General features: G+C 73.4%; 9 protein-coding genes. 5 read left to right on the top strand and 4 right to left on the bottom strand.

Annotated elements, in window-relative coordinates:
* The first annotated feature begins 48 nt into the window (after positions 1–48).
* On the top strand, positions 49–516 hold the full coding sequence (locus CCN39_RS46730) for a redoxin domain-containing protein (protein ID WP_086853534.1): 468 nt from the start codon (positions 49–51) through the stop codon (positions 514–516).
* 10 nt (positions 517–526) lie between these two features.
* On the opposite strand, the gene CCN39_RS46725 is transcribed toward CCN39_RS46730, so the two are convergent.
* Positions 527–1,366 (bottom strand): LLM class F420-dependent oxidoreductase, encoded by an 840-nt coding sequence (locus CCN39_RS46725; protein WP_167455383.1) that lies wholly within the window; start codon positions 1,364–1,366, stop codon positions 527–529.
* 72 nt (positions 1,367–1,438) lie between these two features.
* Between CCN39_RS46725 and ligA the strand changes: the two genes are divergently transcribed.
* Both ligA and CCN39_RS46715 read left to right on the top strand, forming a co-directional pair.
* The gene (ligA, locus tag CCN39_RS46720; protein WP_086853536.1) at positions 1,439–3,430 is read left to right on the top strand and encodes an NAD-dependent DNA ligase LigA; all 1,992 of its coding nucleotides are present in this window, start codon (positions 1,439–1,441) and stop codon (positions 3,428–3,430) included.
* 100 nt (positions 3,431–3,530) lie between these two features.
* The gene (locus CCN39_RS46715) at positions 3,531–3,971 is read left to right on the top strand and encodes a hypothetical protein (protein ID WP_086853532.1); all 441 of its coding nucleotides are present in this window, start codon (positions 3,531–3,533) and stop codon (positions 3,969–3,971) included.
* A gap of 3 nt (positions 3,972–3,974) precedes the next feature.
* Here CCN39_RS46715 and CCN39_RS46710 read toward each other — a convergent pair whose 3' ends face one another.
* Positions 3,975–4,202, bottom strand: a complete 228-nt coding sequence (locus tag CCN39_RS46710) for a hypothetical protein (RefSeq protein ID WP_086853530.1) — start codon at positions 4,200–4,202, stop codon at positions 3,975–3,977.
* A gap of 54 nt (positions 4,203–4,256) precedes the next feature.
* Here CCN39_RS46710 and CCN39_RS46705 point away from each other — a divergent pair, with 54 nt between their 5' ends.
* Both CCN39_RS46705 and CCN39_RS46700 read left to right on the top strand, forming a co-directional pair.
* On the top strand, positions 4,257–7,676 hold the full coding sequence (locus CCN39_RS46705) for a hypothetical protein (RefSeq protein ID WP_086853528.1): 3,420 nt from the start codon (positions 4,257–4,259) through the stop codon (positions 7,674–7,676).
* Between the two features lie 194 nt (positions 7,677–7,870).
* Positions 7,871–8,170, top strand: coding sequence for a hypothetical protein (locus tag CCN39_RS46700; protein WP_086853526.1), 300 nt, complete (start codon positions 7,871–7,873; stop codon positions 8,168–8,170).
* On the opposite strand, the gene CCN39_RS46695 is transcribed toward CCN39_RS46700, so the two are convergent.
* Positions 8,163–8,588, bottom strand: a complete 426-nt coding sequence (locus CCN39_RS46695) for a hypothetical protein (protein WP_143264442.1) — start codon at positions 8,586–8,588, stop codon at positions 8,163–8,165. The genes CCN39_RS46700 and CCN39_RS46695 overlap by 8 nt on opposite strands.
* Before the next feature lie 13 nt (positions 8,589–8,601).
* The coding region (locus CCN39_RS50490) for a hypothetical protein (RefSeq protein ID WP_208630680.1) at positions 8,602–11,370 on the bottom strand (2,769 nt) is incomplete at its 5' end.

Below are 11,370 nucleotides of genomic sequence, written 5' to 3'. Positions count from 1 at the left end.
CCGGACCGCGGTCCGGCTCCGGCTGCACACCGCCTGAAAGGAACCCCGATGCTCGAAGCCGGATCCCCCGCACCGCACCTGGTCCTGGAAGACACCGAAGGCCGGCCCGTCAGTCTCGCCGAGCACCACGGCCACCACGCCGTCCTGCTCTACTTCGTGCGCTCGACGACGTGCCCGGTCTGCCGCCACCACGTCCGTACCCTCGCCGAGGACGCCGCCGCGCTGGAAGCGGCCGGCGTGCGCATCCTGATCGCCGTCCCCGAGGACCGCGAGACGGCGCGCGCTTGGCGGGCGAAGCACGAGGTCCCGTTCCCGGTCCTCACCGGCCGCCGGAACACGCCGCACGAACTGGTCGGGCTGAACCGGGCCGTCTTCGGCGCGTTGCAGCGGTCCGGCAGCATCCTCGTCGACGCCCAGGGCGTGGTCCGCCACGCGCACAGCGCCGCCCTGCCCACCGGCAGCTACGACCGGGCGGGCATCGCCGCCGCCGTCGCCGCGCTGGGCGCCCCGGCCTGACCCCCTCGGGTCAGCGCAGCGGCTCGAGCGCCTTCGCCAGCGGCTCCAGCACGGCCGGGGTGTGCGGCGGCGGCAAGTACACGATCGCCAGGTCGAGGCCCACTTCCGCGAGGGCCTCGGCTTGGGCGGCGACCTTCGCGTAGTCGAGGTCGGGCTCGAGCCGGACGTGCGAAGACAGCGTGATCTCGGCCGGGTCGCGGCCGACGTCCGCGCAGTGGCGGTGCAGGACGTCCCGCTTGCGGGCGAACTCCTCGGGCGGGCCGCCGACGAAGTTCCAGTGCTGGGCGTACTTCGCCGCCGTGCGCAGGGTGCGCTTCTCGCCGCTGCCGCCGATGCAGATCGGCGGGTGCGGCTTCTGGACGCCCTTGGGCTCGCAGCGCGCGTCGGTCAGCTGGTAGTGCTCGCCCTGGAACGTCGTGGTCTCCTGCGTCAGCAGCCCGACGAGGACCTCGCACGCTTCCTCGAACCGGTCGCTGCGCGCCTTGATCGAGCCGAGCTCCATGCCGTACGCGCCGGACTCCTCTTCGTTCCAGCCGGCGCCGACCCCGATCTCCAGCCGCCCGCCGGAGACGATGTCGAGCGTCGCGGCCATGTTCGCCAGCAGCGCCGGGTGGCGGTAGTGGATGCCGCTGACCAGCGTGCCCAGCCGCAGCCGCTTCGTGGCCTGCGCGAGCGCGGTCAGCGTCACCCACCCTTCCAGGCAGGGTCCGGTCGAATCGGAGAAGATCGGGTAGAAGTGGTCGAAGGTCCAGCCGGACTCGAACAGCTCGATTTCGTCCGCGGCCTGCCAGACGGCGAGCATGTCCGCCCACGCGGTGTTCTGGGGCGAGGTCTTGATGGCGAATCGCATGATCTTGATCGTAACCCTGGAGTTCATCCAGGCTCGCGGTTTCTGTCGGGGGTGCCCGGTAACGTCCTCGGCGTGAACGTTCAGGAACGCATCCAGGAACTCGCCGACCGCATCACCGTGCTGCGCGACGCCTACTACCGTGGCTCGCCGCTGGTGGCCGACGCGGAGTACGACGCGGTCGAGGACGAGCTGCGGAGCCTGATCGAGGCGCACCCGGAGCTCACCCCCGACCCGAACCCCCTCGACCAGGTGGGCGCGCCCGCGGTGCTGCACGCGCCGATCCGGCACTCGCGCCCGATGCTGTCGCTGGAGAAGGCGACCAAACCCGAGCAGGTCGAGGCGTTCTTCGGGCGCTTCCCGGGCCAGCCGGTGGTGGTCATGCCGAAGCTGGACGGGCTGTCGCTGGCCGTCGTCTACGAAAACGGACGGCTGGCCCGGGCGGTCACCCGCGGCGACGGCACGACCGGCGACGACGTCACCGTGCTCGTGCGGGCCCTGACCGACGGGATCCCGGAGCAGGTCGGCGCGCCGGGCCGGGTCGAGGTCCGCGGTGAGGCCGTGATGCTGCGTTCCACGTTCGCCGCCTACAACACCGCCCACCCGGACAAGCCGCTGATCAACCCGCGCAACGCCGCCGCCGGCACCCTGCGCGCGAAGGACCCGGCCACCGTGGCCGAGCGGCGGCTGCGGTTCTTCGCCTTCGACCTTTACACCGAGCCCGACAGCGCGGAGACCGACCTCGGCAGCGCGCTGCACACGCTCGGCTTCACCGCGGCCGACATGCGGCGCTGCGCCGACGCCGCCGCGGCGCAGAGCGTGATCGGCGAGATCGAACAGCAGCGCAACGACCTGGACTACGACCTCGACGGCGCCGTCCTGCGGCTGGCGAGCCGGGACGCCTACGCGGCGGCCGGCACCCGGTCGAGCTCACCGCGCGGGGCGCTGGCGTTCAAGTTCGCGGCCGAGGAGAAGACCACCGTGCTGTCCGATGTGGTCTGGGACGTCGGCAAGACCGGCAAGATCGCGCCGGTCGCCTGGCTGGAACCGGTGTTCGTGGGCGGCACCACGGTCACCCGCGCGACGCTGGCCAACCAGGAGGTGATCCGCGCCCGCGGCATCAAGATCGGCGACACCGTGCTGGTCCGCCGCGCCGGGGACGTCATCCCGTTCGTGGCCGGCGTGCTCGACGCCTCGAAGCGCACCGGCGCCGAGAGGGAGATCGTCCCGCCGGATGCGTGCCCGTCGTGCGGGCAGCCGCTGACCGAGCAGGGCAACAGCCGGGAACTGTTCTGCACCAACGTTTCCTGCCCGGCGCAGACCGTGCGGCGGCTGATCCACTGGGCGTCGCGGGCGGCGGCGGACATCGACGCCATCGGCGGCGTGTGGATCGAACGGCTGGCCGAGGCGGGGATCCTGGAGAACCCGTCGGACTTCTACGGGCTGACGAAGGAAAAGCTGCTCGAATTCGACCGCATCGGCGAGGTTTCGGCGACGCGGATGATCGAGTCGATCGACGCGAGCCGGGCGGTCGGCCTGCGCCGGGCGCTGATCGGGCTGGCGATCCCGATGGCGTCCGAGGGCACCGCCGCCCGCCTGTGCCGGGCCGGGTTCGGTTCCCTGGAAGACGTCGCGGAGGCGGGTGTCGACGGGCTCGTGGCCGTGGACGACATCGGGCCGAAGGTCGCGGCGTCGCTGATCGAGCACCTGACCCGGCTGCGCCCCGAGCTCGAGCGCCTGCGGGAGGCGGGGGTTTCGCTGGACGTGCGCGAGGAGGACCTCCCGCCGGTCGTCGCGGCGGGCGCGCCGCTGGCGGGCAAGACGGTGGTGGTCACCGGCGCGATCAACGACCCCCGCTCCGGCGAGAAGGTCCCGCGCCCGACGTTCCAGCGGCTCTGCGAGAAGGCGGGCGCGACCACGGCGACGTCGGTCTCGGCGAGCACGGACCTGCTCATCACCGGCGCGGACGTCGGGGCGAGCAAGCTGACGAAGGCCGAGAAGCACGGCGTCGAGGTCGTCGACCAGGGCGAGATCTGGCAGCAGCTGATCGCGGCGGGCATCGTGTAGCCGGCCCGCGTCTCGCTTCTCGGACGCAGGTCACCCGGTCGTGAAAGTCGACCAAGCGCGACACTGAGCGTGAGTACCGACTCCGTCAGAAGGGACCGCGATGACCACGTCCGACCTCATGGTCGCCCGCCAGCTCGGGGTGCACGAGTTCCTCACCGCACGGGGCTGGCTCCTCGACGGCGACAGCGACCCGGCGAGGGTGTGGTTCGCCGACGACGTCCAGGCCGGCTGGCACTACCCCGAAACCTACGGTGGCCGGCGGATCAACGAGGTGGCCGACACCACCCCGGTGCGGCTGCAGTGCTACTTCACGTTCGACAACGAGGGCGACGAGGTCTTCGCCGTCGTCCCGGCGGGCAACCTGCGGGGCAGCGGCTGCGCGGAGCACGACACGCGGGAGCGGTTCTTCCCGCTGACCGCGGGTGGCGTCGTGGATCTGGAGCGAATCGCCGCACTGCTGGAGACCCTCGAACCGCGGGCGCGATCGCTCGACCCGCGGGCGTTGATCGAATGCCGGTACTTCGGTCCCTGCAAGCAGTGAGCTTCACCGCCGGTGGCTCAGCACCTTGCGCACGACCCAGACCACAGCCCAGCCGAGGAGGAGCACCGCGGCGATGCGGACTCCGGTCTGGTACCAGCCGGGAGCGCCGGGCCGGCCACCCCAGAACCAGGCGGCCGCGCCGATCGCGGCCGCGATGACGACGGCCAGGGCGTACCGGACCCAGCCGGGTAGCCCGGCCAGGTTCACCTTGCGGCGGGGTGGATCGGCCACCCGTCGAGGGTAAGCCGAAGACGCCTGCACGTTCGGGCACGATCGTCCGCCCCTGTGGCCACCCACGGACGGCTGCTGATCACCGCGGCCCGCGGGGACGCTGGTGGGGTGTCCGGAGTCGAGCACGCCGAAGACCACGGCGCCGAGCGCGCCGCTTCGGTCTCGAAGCCCGCGGGCGATGCGCCGGTGAGCACCGCCCGGTCCCTGCTGGCCTTGCAGCAGTCGGCGGGCAACGCCGTCGTCGGGCGGCTGCTGGGCGGGCGGAAGCCGGTGGTGCAGCGTTCGGCGATCGCCGCCACCCTGCAGAGCCGGGCGGCGGACCGGATCGCGGAGGCCAAAGCGCACGCCGCGGAGCCCGGGCAGGAAGCCACCCCGGCCCCGGATCCCGGGGCGATGGCGGCCGAGAAGGCGAGACAACGCGCGGCGATGGCCGGCGCGGTCCAGCCTCCGGACACCTCGGCGGGGCGAGAGCAGACCCGCAGTGCGGCGGCCGCGGCCAAGGCCGAAGCCGCGGCCCCCGCCGTACCGGTGTCCGGGGGCAAGGACACGGGGCCGCCGTCGGGCGCAGGCGGCGGTGGTGACGCGGCCACGGCCGTCGCGAGCGCGGCGCAGCTGACCCAGCAGGCCGTCGCTCAGGCCGAGGCGGAGCCGCCACCGGAAGCGCCCGCTCCGGTGGAGCTGCCGGCTCCGGCCGCGACGGCCGACGCGGCGGGCCGTGCGGTGCCCGGCGATCCGGCGGCGGACGCGATGGCCGCCGCACTGGCCGCGCGGCTGCAGGCGTTGCGGACCGGCGCGCACGCCGTCCGGACGCAAGCGGCGCAGGAACGGGCGCAGGCGCACCGGATCCAGGCGCTCCTGCACGCTGCCGAGGGCGGCGTCGCGGAGGCCGAAGCCGGCGTGGACCGGCTCAAGGAGCACACCGCCCACCGGCGCGAGGTCGCCGGGCAAGCCGCGCAGGCACTCGAGGTGTCGCGGCGGAAGCAGGAGACGGTCGCCACGGGCGCACCGCAGGTGTCCGCGCAGAGCGACGAAGGACAGGCCAAGTCGTCGCCGATGGCGGCCGAGTCGAAGCAGCTGGCGGCGGAGAACGCGAGCAAGCAGCCCGAGGACGCCGAAGCCGCGGGCAAGTCCGCCGAGCAGGGCTCGAAACTCACCCAGGTCGGCGCCGACCTGGGCTCGATCGACACCGCCATCGGCGCCACCAAGACCCGGGCCGGCCGGCTGACCGAGGAAGCCGCGCAGGCACAGCAGTCCAACACCGCCACGCAGGGCCGGATCTCCGCGACCGAGCAGGCCCTGGAGCGGACCGAACAGAAGACCGCCGAGATGACCGGCCAGAACCAGGCGGCCCGCGCCCGGCTGGCCGGACTGGCCGGCGGCCCCGCCGACCAGCGGGCCGGCGCGGACGACCTCGACGCTCAGGCCCGGACGCTGGACGAAGCGTCGGCACGGCTGGAACTGCGCGTGCACGCGGCGCAGCAGTCGTATGCCGACGGGCTGGCGTCGATGCCGGCGCGGGTGCCGCGCCAGAGCCGGCATCAGGTGCAGCGCGCCGGTTACGACGACCGGGCCCGCTTCGATCCGGCCGCGGCGGTCACCGGGGCCGTGCCGTCCTGGCTGAGCGGCGAAGAACCGCAGAGCGCCCACGCCCGCGCTGGGCACAAGGAGGCCGAAGACGCCCGCCGTCGGGCCGAACTCGCCGAGATCGACCGCGAGACCGGCGGCCACTTCGAGCGGCTGTCGGCCGCGGACAAGGCCGGGATCGCGCTGAAGATGACCGGCCGGCACCTGTTCTCCTCGGTGGGGGCGACGAACTTCCCGCGGTTCATCGGCAACATCGCGCGCGGGTTCATCGACCCGCGGATGTCGCTGATGGGCATCGTCCAGGGCTTCGGGATGATCGCCTCGGGCGGCGCGAACCTGTTCAGCGCCGCGCAGTGGGCGAAGGACCCGGTGGGCAACCTGCTCAAGTCCGCGGCCGACATCGCCACCGGCGTCACGATCGTGCTCGGCTCGATCGCGGGGCTCGCCACGGCGATCGCGATCATCCTGACCGCGGTCGCGATCGTCGGTTCGATCTTCTCCTTCGGCGCGGTCGGGGTGGCGCTGGCCCCGATCATCGCGTTCTGCGGCACGGTCGCGGCCACCGTCGGCCCGTGGGCCCTGGAGGCGGCGGCGATCGCGTTGACCCTGCACGGCCTGGTGTTCATCAAGAACCTCGTCGACGCGGCCACCGCCCAGACCGCCGGCGAGCTCCAGAACGAGTCCGACCAGATGACCGAGGACGCCACCAACGCCGGCAACATGGCGCTGCAGATCGGCATGGCCAAGGCGATGGAGGCGGGCGGAAAACTCCTCGGCGGCCGCGGAGGAAGTGGCGCCGGCGAGGGCGGGCCGGTTGCCGAGGGTGGGCCGGTCGCCGAGGGCGGGCCGGTCGCCGAGACCGGACCGGTCGCGGAGAGCGGGCCGGTCGCCGAGGGCGGCCCGGTCGCCGAAAGCGGCCCAGTTGCCGAAAGCGCGCCAGTCGCCGAAAGCGCGCCAGTCGCCGAAAGCGCGCCAGTCGCCGAAAGCAGCCCGGTCGCCGAAAGCGGACCCGCCGCCGAGTCCGCCCCGGCGCCCGAATCCACCGCGGCCCCCGAGCCGACCACCGCCGCGGAATCGGCGCCCGACTCCGCTCCGGCTCCGGCCGCTCCCGAACCCGTCGAGCTCCCCTCCGGTACCGCCGCGAACGACAACGCCATCCCGCAACCGGACCTGCCCGGCGGACCGGCGGCCAACGACAACGCCATCCCGCCGGCGGAAGCGAACGAACAGGTCCTCGCGGGCACCGGCACCGACGGCCCGGTCGACGCCGGCCCGAAACCGCCCGACCTCCGCGTGATCGAAGGCGGCGCCCCCTCCGACGCCCCACGAGCCATGGCCGGCGACAAGCCGGGTCCGGGAAGCGGCACCACACCTTCCACCAGCGGCACTACCACCGTCGAAGGGCCCGGCGCGGGCCGGACGTCGTCAGTCAGCGGACCTGCCGAAACTCCGTCTTCGCCGGCCGCTGAGCCGGCCACCGGGGAACCGGCGATCGAGGAGCCGGCGCGCGAACTGACCGAAGACGAAAAATGGGAACAGATGACCAAGGCACTGGAATCCGAGACTGAACCGGAGTCCGCGGTCGACGCTGACGCGGAGGCCGAAGGGGAACGGGACGTGGCGGCCGAGGCCGGCCGCCGAGAGCACGCAAAGCAGCGTCAGGCGCAGGCCAGGCAGGGCGATCCCGGTCGTCAGGTAGGACGACCGCAGGAGGTGATCGCCAACGGCGACAAGTTCATCGACAGCGACACCGGCAACACAGTTCACGTTCTCGGCGACCGCGTGGTGATCACGGGTCCCCACGGCGAGCCGGTCACCCAATTCACCAACCCCAGAGCCAACACCAGAGCGAGAATCGCCGAGGGCAGATGGGTGCCGAAGAACGACTGACTCCACGGCTCGGCTGGGCCGGTTCAGGAGACCAGCCGGGCGTCCGGCCGAAGGTCGCGCCGGCCGGTGCGGCCCGGCCCGATCCGCCGGGTGCCGGAATCTCGTTCGCCGATCTCGGAAAATCGCTTCCGGGCGGCCGGACGGCTGCGAAGATCCCGCTGTCTTCTGCACCGGATCCCGAAGAGGAATGCGCAATGAACAAAGTCGAAGAAATGGCGTGCACCCGGCTCCCGGGTCAGGACCCGAACGCCGTCGCGCTGGAAGTCCTGCCGCAGACCAGCCATCCGGTGCTGTGCGCCGCCGACGTCGCCGCGACCTTCCTCCGCGACGCCGCCGTCCTGGCGCGGGAATACGCGCGGCAGACCACGCCGCGCATTCTCGCCACGCACGACTTCGGCTTCGCGGCACGCCTTTCGGGCACGCCGTCGCACTCCGGCGCCGCGCTGTCCGGCGAAGCGATGTCCGTCGACGCGCTGACGGCGCTGCTCAGCTGACGGAACCGACCCGCACGATGTCGGTCGCGGGCGACCGCGGCGGGGCCACCCGCAGGTCGAGCCCGGTCACCTGGGCGACCACGCCGTCCAGCAGCGCGAAGGCTTCGGCGTAGCCGGGCAGCTCCGCCGCGTCGTACCAGGGCAGCAGGACGGCACCCGATCCGGTGATCCGCAGGTCACGGAGCCGGTCGTCCGGACTCGGCATGATCGACGGGGCCTTCGGGAAACCCGCGGTGCGCAGCGCGCCGGTGAGGTGGTCGAAGAACGCGGGCTCGACGCGGGCGGTCCAGGCCTCGGCGCCGTCGCGGCTGTGACGGGACAGCCGCAGCTCGCCGCCGGCCTCGACCTCGAGCGTCACCCGGCCGAACGGATCGGCCGGGTTGTGCTCGTTGCCCGCCTCGTACCACACGTGTGCCAATGCCTCTCCTCGGTCAGGGGACGGTCAGGTCGTGGCCACCGCTGGTGTCGCGGCCTTCGGTGGGCTCCATGACGAAGTTGACCTCGCCGAGGTGCCTGCCGTTGGCGGCGCACCGTTCGAAGGTGCCGTGCTGGGTGTCGACAGCGTAGAGCGTGCCGGTCGCGGTATCGCGGTACACGCTCCGGTTGTTGATCGAGCTCAGCCTGCTGTCGTAGGTCCAGCCGTTGCCCTCGGCCACCGTGCCCGCCGTCTGCTCGACGCGGGCGACCCGCTCGTTCGGCGACAGCCGGCGGATCTCCTCCTGGAACACGGCGTTGTCGAACGCGCCGGTGTCGACCGCGCCGCCGGTGCGGGCCTCCTCGATCCGGCCGAGCAGGTCGGCGGCCCGGCTTTCCAGCAGGACGCCCTGTTCGGACGCGGCCAGTGCGTTCATCCCGCCGCTGCGGGTCGCACTGTCCGGGGAGATGTCGAGGAAGACGTCCCGCTGCTCGCCGTAGGCCATCCGCAGCGCCCGCGCCTCGCCCTGGAACCGGGTGGCCAGCTCGGGATTGCGCCGCAGCATCGCTTCGACGGTCTTGATCCGCTGGTCGGCGGCGGCCAGCACCTCCGAATACCGCGTCGGCAGGCCTTCACCGCCCGCGGTCAGCGCGTCCGGGGCGGGGGCCACCTCACGCGGGCCCGGCGCCGGTGCGCCACCGGTGCCGCCCGCGGCGCGCGCGGCGTCGATGTCCGCGCCGAGCTGGTCGAGGTGCCGGTCCTGCAGGCGGGTCGCCGGGTCGGCCACCGGGTTTCCCGCGGCGTCGCGCACGGCGTTGCCGGCGGCGTCGCGCAACCAGAAGTCGCCCATCAGGCTGCCGTCCTGGTGCACCCCCGGCGCGGCCGCGGTGCCGCGGTTGACCGTCCGCGGGTCGACGTACTCGTCGAGGAAACCGAGCTGGTGCCCCAGTTCGTGCGCCAGCGTGGTCGGGTTGTCGCCGGCGAACCAGCGGCTCTGGTTGGTCGCGCCGGTGCCGGGTTCGACGGTCACGCTCAGGTGCGCGTCGGCGGGATCGGTGACGAACTCGACGGTCACGTGCAGCCGGTCGCCGTTGGGCAGGGTCTGGCCGTTGTTGTAGTGCTGGTCGACGCCGGCGTGCACGTTCTCCTGCAGCCGGGCCAGTTCGGCCGGGGTGACGCCCGGCCGGCCTTCGAGCCGGACCTTCATGGTCACCTCGGTGAGCCGGCCGCCCGGGCCGTAGTCGAACGAGCGGACCTCGAAGCCCTGCTGGACGCCGTAGCCGTACGGGCTGCCGTCCGGCTGGGTCCGCGGGGTGCCCGAGGCGTCCACCATCTGGTCGATCCGGGTGCCGCTCACGTCGGTGGACACCGCGGCTTCGCGTTGCTGGTTCTCGTAGAACGCGCGCAGCTCGGCCATGCTCTGCTCGTGCGCCGCGCCGCGGTCGACGCCGGTGGCCTGCTCGACCTGCTCCTGCATCGGCGTCCGCGAAGGCGCCTCGACCGGTTCGGCGACGGTCGGCTCGGTCAGCGGGGCGTCCGGGCCCGGCACCGGTTCGCGTTCCGGAACCGGGGGTGTGGTCTCGTGCCCGCCACCCGCCGCCGGGGTGGGTTCGGGTGCCGCGGCCGTCCGGGCCGAGGACGCGGCGTACTCCCCCGGCGTCACGTTGAGGGCCATCCCGGCGTCGACCATCGTGCCGCGGGCGCCTTCGGTGGCCGCGTGGATCCGGCCGCCGACCGCGTCGGACACCATGATCCCGCTGACCGCGGCGTTCAGGAGCAGGCCGCGGTCCCAGTGGTCGAAGGCGTGGTCCCAGCCGCGGCTGGTGCCGTCGGAGACGACGTTCTGCACGACGCCCATGCCGACGCCGACCACGACGTTCGCCACCTTGCTCGCGGCCTGCTGCGTCGCCGCCTCGGCGAACACGCTGCGGGCGACGCTGTTGAGGATCGTGCTGCCGGTGCGGGCGCCGATCGCGCCGCTGACGCCGGCGCCGAGCGCGCCGCCCGCCGCGCCGAACACCGCTCCGAAGAACATCTCCTTGCCGACCTCGGACCAGCTCCACGGGTGGTGGCCCGCGTACTTCCCGGTGCCCGCCGCGTAGTCGGTCGCGTTGGACGCCAGCGCGGACGCGGCCCCGGCGACCGCGCCGGCCAGGATCAGCGCGCCGATCCCGGTGCCGCAGATCGCGACGATCGCGATCGTCACCAGCAGGCCGACGACGAGTCCGGCGATGAAGCCCGGCGTCAGCGCGTCCCAGGCGTCGCGCAGCTGGGACAGCAGCCAGCCGTCCTCGACCCGGCTGCGGGCGCGCTCGGCGGCGTCGGTCATCCGGCTGTCGAGCGTGGTCAGCGGTTCGCCGGTGCGGGTGCGGGCTTCGGCGGCGTGCTGCTCCAGCCGGGTCCGCAGGTCGCGGACGGCCTGGGCGAAGCCCTGGTCCACCTCGGTCGCGGTGCGGAACACCGATTCGGCGGTGCCGTCGACGACCTGGTCGCCCTGGGCCACCGCCTCGCGCATCAGCGTGGTGAGCTGCCGGGACAGCCGTTCCTGCAGGCCCGCGGCCTGCCGCGCACCGCCCGCGCCGACCGAACCGGCCTGCGCGGCACCGGCCGTGCCCGCCTCGCCGATCGACTCGTGCACCTGCGCCGCGGCCCGGCTGAACTCGGCCGCGATCTGCCCGGACATCGCCCGCGCCTGCCCGGCCGACATCCCGTAGGCCTCGCGCAGCGTGCCGGCGAGCGTGTCACCGAGCTGCCGCGCGAACCGGCGCCGGACCGGCCGGCCGGT

This window comes from Amycolatopsis kentuckyensis, from assembly GCF_002155975.1.
GTDB classification, from domain to species: domain Bacteria; phylum Actinomycetota; class Actinomycetes; order Mycobacteriales; family Pseudonocardiaceae; genus Amycolatopsis; species Amycolatopsis kentuckyensis.
This window is presented reverse-complemented; position numbering and strand designations above follow the sequence as displayed.

Bases quoted from the DNA above. Each gene is read 5' to 3' on its own strand.
- CCN39_RS46730 (WP_086853534.1), top strand. From the start codon at position 49: ATGCTCGAAGCCGGATCCCCCGCACCGCACCTGGTCCTGGAAGACACC.
- CCN39_RS46725 (WP_167455383.1), bottom strand. From the start codon at position 1,366: ATGCGATTCGCCATCAAGACCTCGCCCCAGAACACCGCGTGGGCGGAC.
- CCN39_RS46715 (WP_086853532.1), top strand. From the start codon at position 3,531: ATGACCACGTCCGACCTCATGGTCGCCCGCCAGCTCGGGGTGCACGAG.
- CCN39_RS46700 (WP_086853526.1), top strand. From the start codon at position 7,871: ATGAACAAAGTCGAAGAAATGGCGTGCACCCGGCTCCCGGGTCAGGAC.